14 protein-coding genes are annotated in these 22,570 nt (G+C 62.9%); 5 read left to right on the top strand and 9 right to left on the bottom strand.

From position 1 onward, the window contains the following. The 6 genes from K1X71_19140 to K1X71_19115 form a co-directional block, all read right to left on the bottom strand. Positions 1-1,323: AMP-binding protein (locus K1X71_19140; protein ID MBX7075262.1), on the bottom strand; the 1,323-nt coding region annotated here is incomplete at its 3' end. Positions 1,324-1,553: 230 nt separating this feature from the next. Further along, the gene (locus K1X71_19135) at positions 1,554-1,775 is read right to left on the bottom strand and encodes a hypothetical protein (protein ID MBX7075261.1); all 222 of its coding nucleotides are present in this window, start codon (positions 1,773-1,775) and stop codon (positions 1,554-1,556) included. 38 nt (positions 1,776-1,813) lie between these two features. Further along, positions 1,814-3,271: a 2-oxo acid dehydrogenase subunit E2 gene (locus K1X71_19130; protein ID MBX7075260.1), complete on the bottom strand. Its 1,458-nt coding sequence runs from the start codon at positions 3,269-3,271 to the stop codon at positions 1,814-1,816. A gap of 34 nt (positions 3,272-3,305) precedes the next feature. Continuing rightward, entirely contained in the window at positions 3,306-6,071 is a 2,766-nt protein-coding gene (gene aceE, locus K1X71_19125) for a pyruvate dehydrogenase (acetyl-transferring), homodimeric type (GenBank protein ID MBX7075259.1), read from the bottom strand. 150 nt (positions 6,072-6,221) lie between these two features. Next, positions 6,222-7,640 carry a dihydrolipoyl dehydrogenase gene (gene lpdA / locus K1X71_19120; protein ID MBX7075258.1) on the bottom strand — a complete coding sequence of 473 codons (1,419 nt, stop codon included), beginning with the start codon at positions 7,638-7,640 and terminating at the stop codon, positions 6,222-6,224. A 96-nt stretch (positions 7,641-7,736) separates the two neighbouring features. Further along, the gene (locus K1X71_19115) at positions 7,737-8,969 is read right to left on the bottom strand and encodes an FAD-dependent oxidoreductase (GenBank protein MBX7075257.1); all 1,233 of its coding nucleotides are present in this window, start codon (positions 8,967-8,969) and stop codon (positions 7,737-7,739) included. 471 nt (positions 8,970-9,440) lie between these two features. On the opposite strand from K1X71_19115, the gene K1X71_19110 reads away from it, so the two are divergent. The 3 genes from K1X71_19110 (at position 9,441) to K1X71_19100 (ending at position 12,262) form a co-directional block, all read left to right on the top strand. Further along, positions 9,441-10,451: a hypothetical protein gene (locus K1X71_19110; GenBank protein MBX7075256.1), complete on the top strand. Its 1,011-nt coding sequence runs from the start codon at positions 9,441-9,443 to the stop codon at positions 10,449-10,451. A gap of 186 nt (positions 10,452-10,637) precedes the next feature. Beyond that, the gene (locus K1X71_19105) at positions 10,638-10,964 is read left to right on the top strand and encodes an SCP2 sterol-binding domain-containing protein (protein MBX7075255.1); all 327 of its coding nucleotides are present in this window, start codon (positions 10,638-10,640) and stop codon (positions 10,962-10,964) included. Between the two features lie 116 nt (positions 10,965-11,080). After that, a complete protein-coding gene (locus K1X71_19100) occupies positions 11,081-12,262 on the top strand; it encodes an FIST C-terminal domain-containing protein (GenBank protein MBX7075254.1) in 1,182 nt (393 codons plus the stop codon). A 4-nt stretch (positions 12,263-12,266) separates the two neighbouring features. Here the strand turns inward: K1X71_19100 and K1X71_19095 are convergent, their stop codons facing one another. Continuing rightward, positions 12,267-13,070 (bottom strand): segregation/condensation protein A, encoded by an 804-nt coding sequence (locus K1X71_19095; protein MBX7075253.1) that lies wholly within the window; start codon positions 13,068-13,070, stop codon positions 12,267-12,269. 270 nt (positions 13,071-13,340) lie between these two features. Between K1X71_19095 and K1X71_19090 the strand changes: the two genes are divergently transcribed. After that, positions 13,341-14,903, top strand: coding sequence for an arylsulfatase (locus K1X71_19090; protein MBX7075252.1), 1,563 nt, complete (start codon positions 13,341-13,343; stop codon positions 14,901-14,903). A 478-nt stretch (positions 14,904-15,381) separates the two neighbouring features. Continuing rightward, complete coding sequence (locus K1X71_19085) at positions 15,382-21,135, top strand: hypothetical protein (GenBank protein ID MBX7075251.1); 5,754 nt, start codon at positions 15,382-15,384, stop codon at positions 21,133-21,135. 171 nt (positions 21,136-21,306) lie between these two features. On the opposite strand, the gene K1X71_19080 is transcribed toward K1X71_19085, so the two are convergent. Together K1X71_19080 and K1X71_19075 are read right to left on the bottom strand one after the other, a co-directional pair. Next, positions 21,307-22,320 (bottom strand): ABC transporter permease, encoded by a 1,014-nt coding sequence (locus K1X71_19080; GenBank protein ID MBX7075250.1) that lies wholly within the window; start codon positions 22,318-22,320, stop codon positions 21,307-21,309. Next, positions 22,317-22,570 (bottom strand): hypothetical protein (locus K1X71_19075; protein MBX7075249.1); only part of this gene is annotated, 254 nt, incomplete at its 5' end. The genes K1X71_19075 and K1X71_19080, both read right to left, overlap by 4 nt.

Below are 22,570 nucleotides of genomic sequence, written 5' to 3'. Positions count from 1 at the left end.
TACCGCGGCCTCCAGCACCGACGGATGCTCGTAGAGCGCGGCCTCGACCTCGACCGAGTAGATGTTCTCGCCGCCGCTCACGATCATGTCTTTCGTGCGATCGACCAGATAAAGAAAGCCGTCGCTGTCCATGTAGCCCGCGTCGCCGGTGTGCATCCAACCGTTGCGCAGCGCCTGCTCGGTCGCCTCGGGCTGTTTCCAATAGCCCTTCATCACCATCGGCCCGCGAGCGCAGATTTCGCCCACTTCGCCATACGGCAACTCCTGGTCGTTTTCGTCGAGCACCTTGACCTCGGCGGTGTAGATCGGGTAACCGGCCGAGCGCAACCGCTTGAGCTGCCGCTCGCTGCCGTCTTGCACATGCTCCTCGGGCGGCAGCATCGCCACCAAGGGAGACAGTTCGGTCATGCCATATCCTTGAATGAATCCGCACGGCAGCGAGTTGAGCGCCTGCTTGAGCAACGACAGCGGAATCGGCGCCGCGCCGTACGAAATGAGTCGCAGCGAGCTCAGGTCGCGCTGGGCGAAGTCGGGATGGTGAAGCACCATGTTGAGCATGGTCGGGATCAACAGCCCCAGCGATACGCGATACTTCTCGACCGCTTCCAGGAACTTGCCCGGATCGAAGAACGGAATGAAGGCGTGCTGCGCGCCGACGAGCGTGAGCCCAAAGGTGCCGGAGCAATCGGCCAAATGGAACATGGGCGCGGAGTGGAGATAGACATCGCGATGCGTCGAGCGATTGGCCATCAGGCCGTTTTGCGCGTTGGCCATGATGTTGTCGTGCGTCAGCATCACCCCCTTGGCACGGCCGGTGGTGCCACCGGTGTAGAAGATGCCCGCCACATCGTCGCCACCGCGTCCGGCGTCTTCCACCGGCTGGCTGGCGGCGATCAGCGCTTCGTACGAGATCAGGTCGTCCACGGCCGGCGTATCGGCCGCCAGCACCATGCGACAGCCGGGCCGCAGCTTGGGCTTGAGCGCCGGCAACATCATGGCAAAGGTGTCGTCGACCACCAGCACCTTGGCGTCGGCCTCGTTGATCTGATGCACTAGTTCTGGCGGGGCGAGCCGAATATTCAGTGGCACGACCACTCCGCCGGCCCAAAACGTGCCGTAGAACAACTCCAGGTAGCGGTGGCTGTTGAGCGCGAGAATGGCCACCTTGTCGTCGTCGCCAACGCCCAGTTCACGCAGCGCGCCGGCCAAGCGTTGCACGCGCGCGCCAAACTCGGCGTAGGTTTGCCGCAGTTCGCCATCGAGCACCGCGATCTGGTCCCCATAGAGCAACAGCGCGCGGCGCAGCGTTTGAGTCACCTGCATTGTGAGCACCTAATCATGAGGGACAGCGACCGAACCGAATTGCCGAGAAGCAGAGTCGTGGAGAAGCGGGAGTGATTTTCGCGGCAGTCAGCGCAAGAATCAAGAAAACTTTGCCAATCGATTGGCCGACTCGCGCTGCCGCCTCCGCGGATCGACTATGATGAGTTTGGCACGCTTCCGATCAATCGTCGTGCGGCGCTGAACCACCAGGCCGACTCGACGCGAATGAATCAACCGCGCACGTCGTCGCGCGCTGCCGCCAACCGCTTTAGATACACCGCATGCAGTTCCGCTTCCGAATGACGTGGAAACTGCCGCCGCTGCCCGGCTTTCAGCAGCTTGCGCGATAACTCGACCAGCTCCAACGCCTTAGCCCGCCGCTGGCTGGGCGTCATCCGCCGCAGCGCTTCGAGGCACAGCGCGTCGTTGCGTAGGGGCTTGGGATCGTTCACGTTCGCTCCCTGCTCTGAGCCACTCGCTATATTGCGCTTTATCGCCCCACCGGCGCGAGCAGCAGTCGGCCCGGCGCCGCCAAAAAGGCGATCACCTCGTTCAAAAACCGCGCGGCCGTCGCCCCATCGATCAGCCGATGGTCGTATGACAGCGACAGCGGCATCATCAGCCGCACCTTGATCTCGCCGTCGATCACCAGCGGCATCTTGCGCGACCGTCCCACCAGCAGCACCGCCAACTCGGGCCAGTTGATGATCGGCGTCGAGTAGATGCCGCCGACCGCCCCCAGGTTGCTGATAGTGAACGAGCCGCCGCGCAGATCGTCGAGCGAAAACTGGTTGGCCCGCGCCTTGTCGGCCGCCACCTGCAGCGCCTGCGCGATCTGCGGGATGCCCAGTTGATCGACATTGCGGATCACCGGCACCACCAGCCCGCGATCGGTGTCGACCGCGATGCCGAGGTTCACATATTCTTTGTAGATGATCTCTTCTTCTTCCATGTCGAGCTGCGCGTTGAGCATGGGATGCAGCTTGAGCGCATGGGCGATCGCCTTCATCACAAACGGCATCATGGTCAGCTTGATGTTGGCGCCGACATAATCCTGGATGCTCTCGCGGCGGATCTGGTCGAGTTCTGTGATGTCCGCCTCGTCGAAGTTGGTGACGTGCGGAATGGTGTTCGAAGAGCGCGACATGTTGGCCGCTATCGTCTTGCGAATCTTGGTCAACTTTTCGCGGCGAATATTGCCGAACGAGTCTTGATCTTCGACCGCGGCCACCGGCACGCCAGGGCGCTTGCCCGGCCGCGGCTTGCTGGCGGGCGTCGGTGAGGTGGTGGCCTCGCGGACCGCGCGAATGACGTCTTCGCGCAAAATGCGTCCCTCGGGGCCAGTGCCGGTCACCACGCGCAGGTCCACGCCCAACTCGCGGGCCAGCCGGCGCGTTGAAGGTCCGGCCGGCAAAGCGGGCACCAGATTCGCCTGGGGATCTTCTTCGCTGGCGCCGGCCGGCGCGCTCGGCGCCGGCGTTTTGGGCGCGGCGGGGCGTGGCGCGCGGGCGGCCGGCGGCGGCGCGCTGGAGCGCTGCGCCGCCGGATTGGGCGCCGCGCGCTTCGGCGTGGCATGATGGCCATTGCCGCCGGCGGATTCTGACTCGTCGTCGACGTCCTCGACTTGGGGCTCGTCCACGCGCGGCTTGCTCGGTTTCGCGGCGGGCTTGGCAGGCGCTGGCGCCTTGCTCTGTGGCGCCGCGGCGGCGCCGGCCGAATCGACCTCCATGATGACCCCATGCACCGGCACGGTGTCGCCCGGCTTGACCAGAATCTTGGCCACGCGCCCCGCGAGCGGGCAAGGCACCTCGACGGTCGCCTTGTCGGTTTCGATTTCGATCACGTTCTGGCCGGCCTTGATCTGGTCTCCCTCCGAGACCAGCAAGCTGACGACGTCACCCGATTCGATGTTCTCGCCCAGGTCGGGCAAGCGAAATTGCTCAGCCATGAGTTTTCACTCTGCGAGTAATGAAGAAAGTGGTTCAATGATTTGGCGCGGGCGTCTGGTCTGGCGCCTCGCGACTGCTGCGCAGCTTGGCGGCGTCGACCTGCTCCGGATCGATGCCTAGCTCGCGGATCGCCCGGCCCACCGCCGCCATGTCGTACTTGCCGCGCAGCGCCAGCTCGTGCAGCGCCGCCACGGTGATCGACTCGGCGTCGACCTCGAAATAGCGCCGCAGGTTCGACCGCGTTTCGCTCATGCCAAAGCCGTCGGTCCCTAGCGCGCGCAAGCCCCCCGGCACCCAGGCGCCGATCGACTCGGGCACCTGCTTCACATAATCGCTAGCCGCGATAAACGGCCCCTCGACGCCAGCCAAGGTTTCTTCCAGGTAGCTGCGCTGCGGCGTTTCGCCGGGGTGCAACCAGTTCCAGCGCGTGGCGGCTTCGGCGCCGGTTCGCAATTGCTTGTAACTGGTCACGCTCCAGACGTCGCTCGACACGTCGAACTTGGTCGCCAGCAGTTCCTGCGCTCGCAACGCCTCGCGCAAGATCGCCCCGCTGCCAAACAACTGCACGCGCGGCTTCTTCTTGCCGGCATCGCGCGACGAAAAGCGATACAGCCCTTCCAAAATTCCACGCCGCGAGCCGGCGGGCATCTCGGGCATCTTGTAGCTCTCGTTGTACAGCGTGATGTAATAAATCACGTCCTCGCCGCGGCCGTACATTGCCTCCAGCCCATCGAACACGATGGTCGTCGTCTCGTACGAAAACGCGGGGTCGTACACGCGCACATGCGGGAACGCCATCGCGATGAACGGACTGTGGCCGTCTTCGTGCTGCAAACCTTCTCCATTGAGCGTGGTGCGCCCAGCGGTGCCGCCGAGCATAAAGCCGCGTGTGCGCTGATCGCCGGCCGCCCAGATGAGATCGCCAATCCTTTGAAAGCCGAACATCGAGTAATAGATGAAGAACGGTATCATGTTGATGCCGTGCGTCGCATAGGCGCTGCCCGCCGCGATGAACGACGACATCGAGCCCGCCTCGGTGATGCCTTCTTCCAGAATCTGGCCGTCCTTGGCTTCGCGATAGTACAACAACTGGTCGCTGTCCACCGGCTCGTACAACTGTCCCGTCGCCGCGTAGATGCCAAACTGCCGGAACAACGCCTCCATGCCAAACGTGCGCGACTCGTCGGGCACGATCGGCACGATGTACTTGCCGATGCGCTTGTCCTTGAGCAGTTTGCCGAGCATCCGCACAAAGGCCATCGTGGTCGAGGCATCGCGATCGCCACTGGCCTCCAAGAACTCCTTGTATTCCTCCAGCTTGGGAAGTTCTGTCGGCTTGAACTCGATGGGCCGGCTCGGCACGTAGCCGCCCAGCGACTCGCGCCGCGCGTGCAGATACTGCATCTCGGGGCTATCTTCTGGCGGGCGATAGAACGGCGCGCCGGCCACCTCTTCGTCGGAAATCGGGATGCCGAACCGCGTGCGAAATTCGCGCAACTCGTCTTCGTTCAGCTTCTTTTGCTGATGCGTGACGTTGCGCCCTTCTCCGACTTCACCCAAGCCGTAGCCCTTGATCGTCTTGGCCAGGATGACGGTGGGCTTGCCAACCGTGGCCATCGCCAGGTTGTAGGCGGCGTACACCTTTTCGGGATCGTGCCCGCCGCGGCGCATCTTTTTGATCTTTTCGTTCGACAACGGCGCCACCATCGCCTTGAGGGCCGGATCGACGCCGAAGAAGTGCTGGCGGATGTAATCACCGCTGCTGACGACGTATTTTTGATATTCGCCGTCGATCACTTCCCCCATGCGCTGCACGAGGATGCCGTTCTTGTCGCGCGCGAGCAACGGATCCCAATCGTCGCCCCAGATCACCTTGATCACGTTCCAGCCGGCGCCGCGGAACAACGCTTCCAACTCTTGGATGATCTTGCCGTTGCCGCGCACCGGGCCGTCGAGTCGCTGCAAATTGCAATTGATCACAAAGATCAGATTGTCGAGTTTTTCGCGCGAGGCCAATGTGATGGCGCCCAACGTCTCGGGCTCGTCGGTTTCGCCATCTCCTAAAAACGCCCACACCTTGGCGTCGCTGGTGTCCTTCAATCCGCGGTCGTGCAGATACTTGTTGAACCGCGCCTGATAAATGGCCATGATCGGCCCCAGCCCCATCGACACCGTGGGAAACTGCCAAAAGCCCGGCATCAAATAGGGGTGCGGATACGACGACAACCCGCCGCCCGGCGCCAGCTCGCGGCGGAAGTTCTCTAGCTGCTCCTCGCTCAGGCGTCCTTCCAGAAACGCGCGGGCGTAAATCCCCGGCGACCCGTGCCCCTGAAAATAGATTTGGTCCCCCGCGTAACCATCGCTGCCGCGACCACGGAAGAAGTGGTTAAAGGCGACTTCCAACAGCGTAGCGGCGGAGGCATAGGTCGAAATATGCCCGCCGATGCCGGGGCTCATGCGATTCGCCCGCACCACCATCGCCATTGCGTTCCAGCGAATGATGCTCTTGATCCGCCGCTCGATCTCGCGATTGCCCGGATAGATCGGTTGCTGGCTAGGGGGAATGGTGTTGGTGTAGGGCGTGTTGGCGGTGAATGGCAGCTCGACCCCTTGTCGATACGCCACCTCGTCGAGCATCGACAGGAGATAGCTGACGCGCTCGGGGCCCTTGGCGTCGAGCACAAATTGCAACGACTCCAACCACTCGGCGGTTTCCGCCGGGTCGGTGTCGTGTCCGCTGCGGATGATCTCGCTCTGCTCCGCGCTCGTTTTCGGTCGTACTTCTTCGTCGATGCTCACGGGTCAACCTTTTGTAAGGCGGTTCGCGACAAGCCGTCGTGTGCGGAAGACGGCCCGTCGAATCGTGTCGCGACGCGTGTTTTCGCTGTCTTGGTGAATTATCGAGCGATGTGCCTGATCCGTAAAGCCAAGCGCGCGTGCGCCTGGCTGCTAGCCGCGTTTGGGTCGGTAAATCTCGGTGGCCAGTCCATAAAACGCCTCCGCCACAAAACCCACGGTCTCGCTCAATGTGGGATGCGGATGAATGCTGTCTGCCAGATCGCGCGCGGTGGCGCCCATTTCAATTGCCAGCACGCCTTCGGCAATCAATTCGCCAGCGCCGACGCCCACAATGCCCACGCCCAGCACGCGCTCGGTTTCGGGATCGACCACCAGCTTGGTAAGCCCTTCGGTGCGCAGCAACGATTGCGCGCGTCCGCTGGCGCCCCAGGGGTAGCGAATCACCTTCACGTCGAGCTTTTGTTGTCTGGCCTGATCTTCGGTCAGTCCGGCCCAGGCAATTTCGGGATCGGTGAACACCACCGCCGGAATCGCCATCGGCTCGAACACCGCTGGGCCGCCATGCAACGCCTCGACCGCCACCTTTCCCTCATGGCTCGCTTTGTGCGCCAGCATCGGCTCGCCCGCCACATCGCCAATGGCCAAAATGCGCGGGTCGCTGGTGCGTTGGCGGTTGTCGACGATCACAAACCCGTGCTCGGTCAATTCGACCGCGGTGTTCTCCAGGCCGATATCGCGCGTGTTTGGCTTGCGCCCCACCGACACCAAAACGCGGCTAAAGGATTGGCTCGTTTTGCCTTCGCTGGTCTCCAGCGTCACCTCGATCGACTCGCCACGATCGGTCATGGCCGTCACCTTGGTGTTCAGATGAATCGCCGCGAACAGCTTTTCCACTCGCTGCGCCAAGGGGCGCACCAGGTCGCGATCGGCGCCGGGCAATAGTCCGCCGGTCAACTCCACCACCGTCACTTGCGTGCCGAGCGCGGCATACACGGTGCCCATCTCCAGGCCGATGTAACCGCCCCCCACCACGAGCAACGAATCGGGTATCTCCGCCAGCGCGAGCGCGCCGGTAGAATCCATCACGCGAGCGGATTTCAGGTTGAACGCCGGAATCACCGTCGGGCTGGAACCGGTCGCCAGCACGCAATGATCGAACGTCAGTCGACGCTCTTCCAGCGGTTCGTCGCCGATTGGAGTCAGCTCCAGAGTTTGCGAATCAATGAATTCACCGCGCGCCGCGATCACCCGCACCTGCCGCTGCTTGGCCAACTGTTTGAGGCCGCCCGATAGGGTGTCGACCACCTTTTCCTTGCGACTGCGTAGCGCGTCGACATCAATCGCTGGCCGCTCGAATCGCACCCCCCATTCGGCGGATTCGCTCGCCTCGCCGATCACGCGGGCAACGTGCAATAGGGCCTTTGATGGAATACAGCCGCGCAACAGACACGTGCCGCCTAGCCGACGGTCGGCGTCGACCAGCGTGACTTCCATCCCAAGATCGGCCGCCAAAAACGCGGCCGCATATCCGCCGGGACCGCCTCCCAGCACCACCAAGCGACTGTGCATCGTGCGCTTCCTGCTCGCAACTTGTTGTTAACCGAGCATTTTAGCGGTTTTTGCCGCAGGCGCGTAGCGCAGCCTCGGCGAACACTTGAGGGACAGCTAACCGCAGAAACTCGGCGGGCGCTCTACCACTGGCGCCGCGGCGTCCAGAATGGCGCGCCGATCGCGCGACAGCGGCGGATAGATGCGCTGACAATTGATCGTTTGCTTGACGCGCTTCGCTTGGGCGCCTTGCGCCACTACGCGCCGCTCCCAACCCTCGGTGTACACCGCCCCCCAAGCGCCCAGATCGAGCACGGTGACATACCAATCGATCGCCAGCGGCAGCAGCGGCGCGCCGCGCAAGTCGCACACCGCGTTGTGGCCGGCGAAACGCCCCATCGGTCGGCCGTGCTGGCACGACATCACCGATGCATGCCCCTCGTCCAATATCACGCTGGCCGAATCTCCCGCCGCAAAAACATGCGGCACGCCGCGCACGCGAAGAGACTCGTCGACCGGCAACCGGCCCCACCGATCGCGCTCCACTGGAAATAGCTCCGTGAGCGGATTGGCGCGCATCCCGGCGCACCAGACGACGGTGGCCGCCGCGAGCTTCTCGCCTCCCTTTAGCGTCACGCCAGCGGCATCGACCGCTGCGACTTCAATGCCCAGTCGCATCTCGACCCCCAACGCGGCCAGCGCCTGCTCGATCACCGGCCGCGCCGAATCTCCCATGTCGGAACCGACCAGCCGATTGCGGTCGGCCAGAATGACCCGCGGCATCTCGCCCGACTTGTCTCGCGCCGCGATCGTCCGCAAGCGGTCGATCAACTCGGTCGCCGTTTCGATCCCCGTCAGCCCGGCGCCAATCACCAGCGCCGTATATTTGCTTGGCGAGTCCGGTTGCGTGAGGAGCGAGTGCAAGTGCGTGTTGAGTCGTTCGGCGCCGCGATAGGTGTCGACATCAAAGGCCGACTCGGCCAGCCCCGGAATCGGTGGCCGCACTAACTGGCTGCCGAGCGCAAAGATCAGCCGATCGTAGGCCAACTGGCTGACGCCGCCGGCCGTCCGCACCAGCACGGTCCGCGTGGCAAGCCGGATATCGGCGACCTCGCCCTCCACGCGGCGCACGCCAATCGGCTGAAGCACGTCATCCAGCGGCACGCGCGCCTCGGCGAAGGCGGCCTCATAGTTGCGCACCCGAATGCCATGAAACGCATCGCGATTGACCAGCGTCACCTCGACCACGTCTGGTCCCAGGCCCAGCGCGTCCAATTGGCGAGCCGCCGCCGCGGCGCTCCATAGCCCGGCAAATCCGCCACCTAGCACCACAATTCTCTGCACGCTCATGTCTGCTGCTCCGCTGCGACCATGCGTCGTACTCCACCATCAGAACCTAGCGCGCATCATCCCGGCCGACAACTGGTCGAGAAGGGTGCGGCCGGCAGCGCCCGCCCGCGTTCAATCTTCAATTTGCTGAATTCAGAACTCGAATGCGCCATTACCGAAAACTCCGAGAACGCGCTCCCGCCGCCACCCGATTCGAAATGTCATAAGACATTGATGCACACAACCTTTCAACATAACTACAGCCGTCATAAATCAAACCGGTCATCGGAGTTTTCGGAGTTCACTCCCCTAATTCTTCGTTTGTAGTGCAACTCGATCAGCGAGCGATTTGAGTTGCGCGGCGCTGTTGCTTTGGCAATTCCAATGCAGCGGCAATACCGCCGATAGTTTCCTCACAAACTCTTTGCTTTTTGGACCACCACTTTGGTAGCCTGCGGTCAATCAATTGTTTGAGGGATTGGGAGCCTGAATTTGTCCGCCGATGATGACCTTTATCTAGGCGCCACAACCGGCGGCAGCATTTACGTCGGCACTGTCGGCGAAGGACTATGGCGCAGCCGCGACCGGGGAGAGTCCTGGACGCGGCTCAAGGGCGGCATCCTCTCCGAGTGCGATGTGCGCGCCATTGTCATCGATCCGTCAGACGAAGGTCGCATGTGGCTCGGCACGAACGAAGGGGTCTTTTATTCCACCGACGCCGGTGACGCCTGGACCGCCTGCGGCGGGGAACTGGCCGAAACGGTCGTCTGGTCATTGGCCCTGTCGCCGCATGATCCGGCGGTGCTATTGGCGGGCGCTCGCCCCGCGCGCGTCTTCCGCTCGGCCGACGGTGGACGCTGTTGGCAGCGACTGCCGATTCCGGTCGACGAGCGCTGCGTCAATCCCGCGGTACGGTTCAATCGCGTCACCACGGTCGCCTTCGACCCGGCCGACGCGCGCCGGATGTGGGTCGGTGTCGAGATTGGCGGCATCTATACCAGCCAAGACGACGGGCAGACCTGGATCGAGCGCCGCGCCGGCCTGTCGTCGCTCGATATCCATGGACTGGCCATTGTTCCGCTAGATGGACATCGCCGCCGACTGGTCGCCAGCACCGACAACGACATCAACCACAGCCACGACGAAGGCGCCACCTGGCAACCGCAAAACGTCACCGCGCAGTTTCCGCATCGCTACTGTCGCGGCATTGCGCAACAACCGGGCCAACCGCGTGTGCTGTACCTTGGCAATGGCGACGGTCCGCCCGGCTCGGCCGGCGCCGCGCTGCGGTCGACCGATGGCGGCGCCACCTGGACTCCGCTCCCCTTGCCGGGCGTGATCAATAGCACCATCTGGAACTTTGCCATGCACTCGGCCGCGCCCAAAGTGGTGCTGGCCTACAGCGTCAGTGGTCAGGTTTTCGACTCGGCGGACGGCGGCGCCAGTTGGCAAAAACTCCGCCGCGAATTTGGCGAAATCCGCGCCCTCGCCTGGACGCCATAAGTCGGTGTCCGCCGTCAAAATTCGCCCGATCAGCGCCCCTTCCCCCGGTTCGGGGGTTGTCCCATTCCGCCGATTGTTTTCGCTAGCGCCCATAGGGTAAACTCAGCGTTCCCAGCCGGCCGCCATTGGCCGTCGGGATGACACACTTCTTATCCCGCACTGCGGCGCACAGGAGAGCAGACACCCATGGCGATCGAACACACCAAGCAAATCTTTGAGGAACTTCCCAGCCGTTTCAACGCGAGCAACGCCGCGGGCTGGAACACCACGATCCAGTTCAACATCTCCGGCGCCAAAGGGGGCGACTACGTGGTCGATGTCAAGGATGGCGCCTGCGAAGTGAAGAATGGCGCAGCCGACAAGGCCTCGGCCACCATCACCACCTCTGACGACACCTGGATCGGCATCGTCGAAGGCCGAGTCAACCCGATGACCGCCTTCACGCTCGGCCAGATCAAGGTGACCGGCAACATCGCCGACGTCATGAAGTTGCAGAACATGCTCAAGGCCTAACTGGCTCTGCGCCGCTCAACACGCAGCGAACCGCGCAACACGGTGTGCGCGGGCAGCAACCATCTCGGGCTCTCCGCCGCGCGCCGGTCGAGAGTCCGTTTTTATTGACGGCAAACATGACGCGATTTGCTTCCGCGCTCTCCACGCTTTCCGACACCGGCGCCGCCACGCGCGAGGCGCTGGGCGCCGCGCTCGCGCGGCTGGGCGGTGCGCCTCATCTGGCGCTGGTCTTCGTATCGCATCATCACGCCGACCAACTGGAGCAACTCGCCGCCGATTTGAAGCGCGGCCTCGGCGGCGCCGCACTGTTGGGTTGCACGGGCGAATCAATCGTGGGGGGCGACCGCGAGATCGAGGAAGCTCCCGCCGTGGCGCTGTGGTTGGCCAGCTTGCCGGAGACAAGCATTGTGCCGATGCACCTTGAGTTCGAGCAGACGGCCGAAGGGCCAACGGTGCTCGGCTGGCCCGACGAACTGCCGCAGCCGTGGCCGCAAACCTCCGCGCTGATCGTGCTGGGCGAGCCGTTCAGCTTTCCCGCTGATCTGCTGCTGGAGCGATTGAATCAAGAGCAGCCGCGCGTGCCGGTGTTCGGCGGCATGGCCAGCGGCGGCCATCAGCCGGGACAAAATCGGTTGCTGCTCGGCAATCGCGTGCTGGACGAGGGGGCGGTGGCGGTGTGGATCGACGGCGCCGTGCAAGTGCGCGGGCTGGTGTCGCAAGGCTGCCGGCCGATCGGCCGACACTTTGTCGTCACCAAGGCCGAGCGCAACTTGATCTTTGAGCTGAGCGGGCGGCCGGCAATGGAGCAATTGCACGCGGTTTACGGCGAGCTGACCGCCGAGGACCAGCAACTGGTGCGCGGCGGCCTGCATGTGGGTCGCGTCATCAACGAATACCAGGATCAATTCGCCCGCGGCGACTTTTTGATTCGCAACGTGATCGGCGCCGACACCGATCGCGGCGTGATCGCGATTGGAGATTATGTGCGGCCGGGTCAAACCGTGCAGTTTCATCTGCGCGACGCGGCCAGCGCCGACGACGACTTGAGACAACTGGCGGCACACTTAAAACCGGAGATTGACCCTCACCAATTCGGCGCGCTGCTGTTCACCTGCAACGGCCGCGGCACGCGGTTGTTCGACGCGGCCGACCACGACGCTCGCGCGTTGGTCGACAGTTTTGGCGCGTTGCCATTGGCTGGCTTCTTTGCCCAGGGAGAAATGGGCCCTGTCGGCGGCAAAAACTTTCTGCATGGCTTCACCGCCAGCGTGGCGCTGTTGGGGCCGCGCGACAAGTAGCAGCTTATTCGGGCGGCGGCTCGCTGTCAGTCGGGGGAGGTCCGCGATGCTCGTACTCGTCGATTTCGGCGTGGTCGATCGGCCGTTCGGCGCCGGCGGCGGCGATGATCCAGATTTCGCCAAATAGCTCCTGTTGCTCGGCCACAACGCGCTGGTGGCGCATCAATTCCAGCACCGCCAGAAAGACGCCGATCAATTGCGACTTGTGCATTTGCGCGGTGAACAACTGCGAAAAGGGCACGCGCCCGGCGCGCTGCAATCGCTGCTGAATCCGTTCCATGTAGACGTGAATCGGGGTGTCGTCGTACACGATGCTCGACGGCGGCGGACCGGCGTTCTCGCGCAACACGCGGCTGAACGCCGCGACCAGATCCCAAAGCTCCGCGTCGCGCAGCGGTTCTGCCTCGCCGGCCGATCCCGCCGCCGGCGCATCGCTCGACAGCCGCGGAAAGCGCTCCTGCCAGGCGCGGCCGCGCTCTTCGAGCATGCTGGCCGCTTCACGGTATTTGCGATACTCCAGAAGTTGGCGCACCAGGTCGTGGCGCGGTTCGTCGACCGGCTCCGCTTCTTCTCCCCCGCGCGGCAACACCATCCGCGACTTGATCTCGATCAGCGTGCTGGCAATCTCCAGAAATTCCCCCACCGTGTTCAAATCCAACTCGCGCAGCACGTCGAGATAGCGCAGATATTGCTCGGTGATGCCCGCCAGCGAGACTTCGGTGATCTCCACCTCGTGCTTACGGACCAGATGCAGCAACAAATCGAGCGGTCCGCGAAAGACGTCGAGCTGAATACGAAAGTCCATCATGTCGGCTCAAATCTTGTCGCCCGGACATTATCAATTTTGAGCCGTTCGGCGAGTGCGTCGAACGGCTTTTCTCATTGTGGGGACAAGCGTTGTGTGGATGACGATGCGGTTCAACAGATGGTCCTTATATATCGACCGGAACGGTTCCGCTATACTGATCTCTCGCTGTGCCAAGGACTTACGGGAGTTCTAATCCGGCCACCAGTAACCCATCGAAGATCCGTCGATTCGTGATCTCCGAATCATCCCATCTAGGAGCGGCAACTCATCATGAAACGCTGCGACATGATATCCTTCGCGCTCGTGTTAACATTTCTATTCGTCTCCTTTCCAAGCCGTGTAGAAGCTCAGTCCAAACCCAACATCGTGGTCATCATGACCGATGACGTCGGTTGGGGCGATTTGGGCTGCTACGGCGGTGGAGCGATGCGCGGCGCGCCGACACCCAATCTCGACAGGATTGCCGCTGAGGGGATGCGCTTCGTCAATTACTACGGCCAGTCGAGTTGTACCGCCGGTCGCGCATCGTTTATCACTGGCCGCATCCCGATCCGAACCTCGCTCTCTTGCGTCATGGCGCCGGGCGATCCCAATGGGCTGACCAAAGTCACGCCGACGATCGCGCAGGCCCTCAAGGCACAGGGCTATACCACCGTGCAGCTGGGCAAGTGGCACCTGGGCGACCAGCCCGCCAATTTCCCGACCGCCAACGGTTTTGGCGAGATGTATCACATGACGCCCTATTACGCGGGCGTCTATGCCTATGAGGACCTGGACCTACACCCCAATTTTCCCAAGAACGACCCGGAGTTCCAGAGGACGTGGAAGAAGCTCGCCGTGCTCTCGGAGTTCGAGGGGAAAGCGGGCGAAAAGGCGAAGGTTACCACCGAGAACTTCGGCTACGAGAATCTCAAAACCGGCGACGACATCATGCGCGCCAAGGCCATCGACTGGCTCAAGGCGCACGCCAAGGACGACAAGCCATTCTTCATGTACTTGAACTTTCTGAAGCTGCACAATCCCAACAATCCATCTGACCGTTTCAAGGGCAAGTCGCCGGGCGGTGGGGGCTACCTCGACAGCCTCATGGAACTCGACGACAACACCGGGCAGGTTGTGCAAGCGCTCCGCGACCTGGGCATCGACAAGAATACCCTGGTGGTTTGGACGACCGACAACGGCGCGTGGGTCGATGCTTGGCCGGACGCAGGATATACGCCGTTTCGGGGGACGAAGGGATCGAGCTTTGAAGGCGGCTTCCGCGTGCCGGCGATTGCCTGGTGGCCAGGGCACATCAAGCCCGGCTCGGTCAACATCGACATGTTCTCCCATTTGGACTGGTGGCCGACATTCGTCACGCTCGCGGGCGGCACACCGCCCCCGCACCAATGGAAGGACAACGACGGCAAACCAATCATCTTCGACGGCATCGACTTGTCTGATTCGTTGCTGGGCAAGGGACCGGGTAGACGCGAGATGTTCGCCTATTTCAACGGCCAGACATTCGGCGGGATGCGCGTGAAGCAGTATAAGATGCTGTTCACGGCGAAGGACACCTGGATGGGTCCCGAGCAGCTCCTGAAGTTCCCTGCGGTGTACAACCTCCAGTGGGACCCGGGTGAGCAGTACGACATGGCCTTCAATGGCGCGGCCCCGACGCGCGCGCTCACAACCTCACCGGGCCGCTACACCGGTCAGGACAACGGCTGGATCGGCGTTTACATCAACCCGTACCTGATCGAGTTCTTCGAGGAGCTGAAGACGCACCCGAACATCCCGTACAAGCCGTGGGGTGAGGGATTGCACGAAATCATTCCGCCGGCGCACCGGTAGGCGCCGGTATTATGTCAGGGAACTTCGGTGGCTGGAGCCGTGTGGTTCAAGCCCTTGCATGCCCCGCATTCGACCAGCGCGATCGGTCGGATTGGTTTCTCTCCATCCGTGAGCAATGCTAGGTCAAAGCGAACGAATCTGACATTGCGTCGGCCAGTCGTCGCAATCCGGGTAGCCAGTTCCGGATTCCGGTCATGAAAAGTTCTATTGTCGTCCTGTCGCCCCGGCGGTCGCCTTCCCTTGTGCGGCGCAGCATAGCAATCTTTGCGAGTCGGCCGAAACCCCGTCCCGCCGCCGCGCCGTGCGACCTAAGTGGTTGCCACGCCTGCACATTCTCGAACTGGCGGGCCACTTTACGGGCAACTACGATAGTAATGGTCGCGGCGCTGCGCACGGACACTAGCTGGTGAGCCGACGCCGACGATCCACCCGCCCGCATTTTCCCGCCTCACGTAAAACTCATCGTTGGAGCGATCCCGTGCGAAACGGCGCTTTCTCTTGGTTGTTGCTGCTTGCGGTCTGCGGACTGCCCCATTCGCTGGCGGCTCAAGAAAACACTCCTCCTCCTGCTGCGGCCGAGCCGGCTGCTCCCAAGGTCGAAGCCGCGCCCCAGGTGGAACCCGCTCCCGCGTCCGAACCCGCTCCCAAGCCAGAGGCCGCGCCGGTCAAGCCACCCGCGCCGCAACCTGCGCCAAGTCCTAAGCCGGCGCCAGTGGCGACAGCAAAACCATCTGGCATTTTCGATCGCCTCGCCGATCCGCAGATGCAGGCCCAATTGGGACTCACCGCCGAGCAGAATGAGGCGGTCAAGAAGATCATCGCCGAGCGCGACGCCGCGCTAGCGCAGGCCCCGGCGGACGACCACGCCGCCGTCTTGGTCGACGCCGAAAAGCGAATCTCCACAGTTCTCTCCCCCGCCCAGCGCGAGCATCTGGCGTCGGTCGACGCGCTCGACAAACTGCGCTTACGCTTCAGCTTTCGCTACCAGCCGTGGGCCGACGTGTTGAGCTGGTTCGCGGAGCAAGCGGGCCTTTCGTTGGTGCTCGACGCTCCGCCGCCCGGAACCTTCAACTACTCCGACACGCGCGAGTACACCGTGCCGGAGGCGATCGACCTGTTGAATGGGGTGTTGCTTGGCAAAGGCTACACTCTGCTCCGCCGCGAGCGGATGTTGATGCTGGTCGATCTGGCAAATGGCCTGCCAATCGACCTGGTGCCGCGCGTGACGCTCGACGAGTCGGCGCGCCGCGGCAAGTACGAACTGGTGAGCGTGGTCTTTCCGATCGACGAGCGCAACCCAGAGGATGTGAAGACCGAAATTCAACCCTTGCTCGGCACACATGGCCAGATTTCCTTGTTGCCGAAAACGAAGCAAGTCCTGGTGACCGACACTGCGGGCAAGATGAAGCCGATCGAGGCGGTGATCCAATCGATGCCGGGGCCCGCCAAGCCTGAGCCGAAGCCCGAGCCACCGAAGCCGCAACTGGCGGTGTTGCCGCTGGAGGGTCTGGACGCCAAGGCCACCGTCGATATTCTGTCCGCGTTGTTTCCGGATGTGAAGCTGGTCCACGACGCCAAGGTCGATCAGCTCATGGCGCACACCACGCCGGAGAAGCAAACCGCTATTCTGGCGGTGTTGACGCAACTTCGGTCCGACGCCGCGGCTGACAAAAAGCCTCGCCTGGAGAAGTATCCGGTCAAACAGGAGGATCGCGACGAGCTGATCACGCTATTACGCGTCGTCGCTCCCGACGCGACGCTGCGCTTTGATCGCGACTCTGGCGAACTGATTGCCTGGGCCACCCCCGAGCAGCACGCAGCGATAGCTCAAAACATCGAAAAGCTTGGCCAATCGGCGGCCGCCGCGGGCGAGCGCCAGTTAGAAGTGCATCCGATGCGCAAGAGCGATCCCTCCGCCGCGCTCGCGATCTTGCAGAAGATGTTGCCCGAGGCGCGGCTGGCGGTCGATACCGCCACCAAGAGCGTAGTGGCGCTGGCCACCGCCGACGATCAAAATGCGATCCGCGCCACCATCGAGCAATTGGAAGCCAACACACTGGCCAAGCCGACGCTGAAAAGCTATCCGCTCACGGTGCAACAAAGCAAACGGGCCCAGGCGGCCCTCACGGCGCTGGCCGCCGATCTGCCGGGCGTGCGCGTTGTGCCCGTCGGTTCCGACAAGGGCCTGACCGTCTTCGCCACCGAGGAGCAACACGCACTGGTTTCCAACATTATCGAGCAGGTCAGCAAAGAGCCAGACACCGACGAAGCGTTGGAGGTGCGCAGCTACCGCATCCGCACCGCCGATCTCACTAGCGTGCTGACGGTGCTGCAAACCTTGCTCCCGGATGTGAAGTTCGTCAGCGACGCCAAGGCAAAACAGATCATTGCCTGGGCTCGCCCCGCCGACCAGGACAAGGTGCGCCAGACGGTCGAACAGCTCGATCAGGAATTGCCGGAAGACGAGCGGATGGAACTGTTGTCCCATCCGCTGGGCGAGGCCAGCGCGGACGCGGTGCTTGGCGTGCTCCGCACCGTGTTGCCGACAGTGCAAGTCGTCTCCGACTCGAAGAACAGCAGCCTGGTCGCCTTTGCCGCCAAGCGCGATCAACAAGTGGTACGCCGCGCGATTGAGCAAGCTCAGCCCAACACGCCGGAGGCCGAGCGGATGAAGGCTGTCGTCTACGAAGTACACGACGCCGATCCGTTGCAGTTGAGTTCGATGCTCGCCAGCGTCTATCCGACCGCGCGCTTCTCGGGCGACCGCGCCGCCATGAAGTTGATCGCCTGGGCCAAGCCGGCCGATCACGAGTCGATTGCGGCGACCGTCGAGAGCATGCGCAAGCAAGAGTCGCCCGAACGCGAATTGAAGTCCGTCGTCTACCATCCCAAGTCAACCAATATCGCCACCCTGCTCGCCGACCTGCGCGTCTTGGCGCCCGATGCTCGGCTAGCCGGCGATCCCCAGAATGGGTCGCTTGTCGTTTGGGCAAACGAACAAGATCACGCCAAGATTCGCCAGACCATCGAGGGGCTGGACGCGGCCGACGCCAATCCACATGCGCTAGTGGCGCAAATCTACCGCCCCAAGACAGCCGACGTGACGACGCTGTTGGCTGACTTGCGGGCGCTAGTTCCCGAGGCGCGGCTAGTGGCCGACGCCAAGCACACCGCGCTCATCGCCTGGGCCAATGCCGCCGATCACGCGAAGATCAAGGCCACCGTTGATGGCCTGGACGCGGTCGAGCCGGGTGGCGATCGCCGTGTCGCCATCTATCAGGCGGCCGATACGGACGCTTCGACCCTAATGTTGCTGCTACAGGCCGCCGTCCCCGAAGCTCGCTACGTCCCCGACACGCGCTCCGGCACAGTGATGGCTTGGGCCAGCGCCGACCAACACGCCACATTGCAGGAGGCGGTGCAACAAATCGGCACGAATGATGATGCGCTCAACAAGCGCATCGCCAAGGTGTATCGCTTTGAAAACTCAGACGCCAATGCCGCGCTCGCCGTTTTGCGTCCCTTGGTGCCCTACGCCTATCTGGCGGTTGACGCGCGCACTGGCAGCCTGGCGGCCACGGCCTCGCCAACCGAACACGAACTGATCCAAGCCACCGTCGAAGGGCTGGAAAAGGCAAAGCCCACTGGCGATCGCCACGTCGCCGTCTATCAAGCGGCAGATACCGACGCCGCAACGCTGATGTTGCTGCTGCAGGCCGCTGTCCCCGAAGGTCGCTATGTCCCCGACACGCGATCCGGCACGGTGATGGCTTGGGCCAGCACCGACCAACACGCCACACTGAAAAAAGCGGTGCAACAAATCGGCACGAATGATGATGCGCTCAACAAGCGCATCGCCAAGGTGTATCGCTTTGAAAACTCAGACGCCAATGCCGCGCTCGCCGTTTTGCGTCCCTTGGTGCCCTACGCCTATCTGGCGGTTGACGCGCGCACTGGCAGCCTGGCGGCCACGGCCTCGCCAACCGAACACGAACTGATCCAAGCCACCGTCGAAGGGCTGGAAAAGGCAAAGCCCACTGGCGATCGCCACGTTGCCGTCTACCAAGCGGCAGATACCGACGCCGCAACGCTGATGTTGCTGCTGCAGGCCGCTGTCCCCGAAGGTCGCTATGTCCCCGACACGCGCTCCGGCACGGTGATGGCTTGGGCCAGCGCCGACCAACACGCCACGCTGAAGGAAGCAGTCGATCATCTCGATGCCACCGACGCGTCGGCCAACAAACGGGTCGCCAAGGTGTATCGCTTCAAGAATGGCGACGCCAGCGCGGCTCTCTCCGTGCTGCGATCACTGGTGCCGTACGCGTATCTGGCGGTCGATGCCCGTACCGGCAGCCTGGCTGCCACTGCGCTGCCCAGCGAGCACGAGCAGATCGCCGCCATGGTCGAGCAAATGGAAGGAACGGGCGCTGGACTCGCCGACTTGCAGCTACGAGTTTATTCTGTCGATTCGGCCGATCCTGCCAATGTGCTCGACATGCTTCGCGACCTCTTCGCGCAGCGCCCCGAGGTGCGGTTTGCCGTCGACTCCAAGTCGGGCAAGCTGGCGGCCTGGGCCATGCCGTCGCAGCACCAGTCAATTGAAGAAGTCATCCAGCGCGTTGCTGGCCCCGGCGATGAGGTCGACGATCGCCAGGTGGAGGTGTATCCGCTCGGCGCGGCCGATCCCGAAAGCGTGGCGCGCGCCCTGGAGGCTATGTACGCCAATGATCGTCAGGTGAAGATTGTGCCCGACGAACGCGGCGGATTTGTCACTGTCTGGGGAAGTCCGGCGGTGCAGGCCAGCGTGAGGGCGGTCATCGAGCAGATGCAACAAGGGCAGGATCAGGAGGTGGCGGTCTTTGCCTTGGAGGTGATCGACCCCTACACGGCCCAAACCTCCGTTGAGGAACTCTTTGGCGACCCTCGATCCCGAGGCCGGGCGGGCGCGCCGCGCATCGAGATCGATCCCGATGGTCACCAACTGCTGGTCCGCGCCAACAAGGACCAATTGGCGCAGATTCGCCAACTGCTGGCCAAGATGGGAGAGACGCAGTTGGCGACGACCTCGACGACCAGCGATCGGCGGATGCGCGTCTTGCCGATCAGCGAGCGTAGTTTGAAGGCGGCGCTGACTCAGATCGAGCGCGTGTGGCCTAAGCTGCGCGATAATCCGATTCGCGTTGTCACCCCGTCGGCGCTGGCGCCAACGATGCGCAATGATCGCTTGCAGCGCGAAGCGGACTCGGCCGAACCCATAACGCACGAACCAGACGCGCCTCTCAGCGACGAAGGGGGAGGTGGCTGTGAACAGGTCGCAGCCGCCGAGCCGGAAGCAACCGGCGAGCAAACGGAAACCAGTGGCCCCGCCGCAGACGAATCCGCCGCCGAGGCCAGTGCGCCGGCCGACGATCAACCAGCGCCTTCAGCACAAGAAGCGGCGGCGCCGCCGCAAGACAAGCCCGCGGCGCCGGCCATCGTCATCGCGCCGTCCGGCGACAGCATCACCATTTCGTCCGACGATCCCGAGGCCCTCGATCAATTCGAGCAGATGCTCAAATCGTTCGTGCAACGCGGCGGCGCGGGCGGGCGTGAATTTTCGATCTTCAATCTCAAGCGCGCCAATGCGATCAATGTGGCCGAGACGTTGCAAAATGTCCTTACGGGGGGCGGTTTCGGCTTTCGTGGTTTCTCCAACGCCACTGTTGTGCCCGACCAGCGCTTGAACGCCGTCATTGTGCAAGCCAACCGCAACGACATGGGGATGATCGAAAGTCTGATTGAAACGCTCGATTCCGAGGAATCCACGGCGCAAGGCGCCGGTCCCAAGCCCAAGCTGATTCCGGTCAAAAACACCGACGTCGAACGAATCGCCGCAATTTTGCGAGACATCTACAAGACGCAACTTACCGCCGGGGGCGCGCGGAGGCAGATGCCTCTGCCACAACGCATGCCGCGCGAAATGGCGGCCTTGATTCAGCAGATCAATGCCACCAACACCGGTCCGGAGATGACGATTGGCGTCGATCAGGCGACCAACAGCTTGGTGGTGTCGGCGCCGCCGCCGCTGTTGTCCGAGATCGAAACTCTCGTGGCGACGCTCGATGAGCAGTCCAACGCCTCGAAACCAACCGTGCGCGTGGTCGCTCTCAAGAACATCAGCACCAAGGCGCTGGAAAAGGCGCTGGAGAATATGCTCCAGGAGAATCGGCGCCGCTCTCGAATCAGTCAATAACGCGCTGCGGTTTGCGCCGACAGACAGATCCGCCCAAAGGGTCGCGGCGGCACGATTGCTTGCACGTTCGTCGACGGGCACCAGGGATCGCGGACGTGAGATGACAGCACTCGATGAACAACGGCGTCAACTCGTGGAGCAGCTTGCGGCTCGTGGAATCCGCGATTCGAACTAATAGTCCGTCAACTCGAATTGCTTGATTGCGGAGTACAAAAGCAGCAGCGTGAAGCCCAGCGACGCGGCGACCGACAGGAGCGGATGAAAGCCCCCCTGCTCAATCACCGCAGTAATTGCCGCGGGCTGAGCAAAGTCGCTGGCGGCATCTAGCGAGTTGTAAAGCAGCACGCCCAGGTCGGCCGGTTTCGGCAGCACCCAGTAACCGACCTCGGCCATCCACGATAGGCCGCCGGAGAACAACGAATTGGAGTCGCGATGCGCCTCGACCACTAGCGCATGACGGCCGTAGTTCATGCCCCAGCACACTGCCCAAAACACGATCGACCCGAACACACAGACCACAGTGCTGCGACTGACCACCGCCAGAAACGCGGACAAGCCGAAGAAGATCGCAAAGTGCAGCACAAAGAGTGGCGCAGCCAGCAAGTAATTGGCGTCCCAGATACCGGTCTTCACTCCCAGTGCGAGCCAAGTGACTCCTACAAACAATACGCCGTGAAACGTCACAAACACCAGCACACCTAGATACTTGCCCGCCAGCAGCACCCAGCGCGGCTGCGGTTTGGCCAATAGCACGGAGATCGAACGCGCATCGAGAAATCCGGGCAGAAAGCCGGCGGTCCACATCAGCGCCAACATCACGCCTAGCGTATCGGCCACGCCGCCCGCCAGAATCAGTTCGAGGCTATGCACCGCGCCGCGGGCATCGCGCGCTAGCGGGATGTGCACCGCGCCAAACCCCAGGCAGAACTCGCCGCGCACCACCTGCACGCCCGACGATTCAAGCCGCTGGGCGTCTTTGGCGTCGGGATCGTTGGCCGGGAGAAAATCGGGCGATTCGCCTACGATCGCCAACGACGACGCGCCGACAATCGAAACACTCAGGCACAAAAGCGCGCAGAGCGAGGTGACGCCCAGCAGCAGCCAAAACACGCCATGCGCCAGCGATTGGCGAAAGGTGTCTCGCGCTAGCGCGAGCAAGGTTCGTACGGCGTCGCTGGCTTTCATGGCGCGCTCCCCGCGTAATATGGCTCTAGCGCCGCTTCGATCGTCCACATCGGCGAGGGGTCCGCGCATTCCATGCTGGTTGGCCTCGCCAGTTCGTTGGGCGTGCCGACAAAGCACAAGCGCCCTCCGGTCAGCACCGCGATCTTGTTGCAGAGCGCCTCGACCTCGATCAACGCGTGCGAAATGAGGATTGTCGTCTGCTTCTGTCGGCGACGGTCGAGCACGACCTGGCGCATCAGCCGCCGCGCCT

Source organism: Pirellulales bacterium (genome assembly GCA_019694455.1).
Lineage (GTDB): Bacteria > Planctomycetota > Planctomycetia > Pirellulales > JAEUIK01 > JAIBBY01.
The sequence above is the reverse complement of the archived record's forward strand: the minus strand, read 5'-3'. Positions and strand labels throughout refer to the sequence as shown.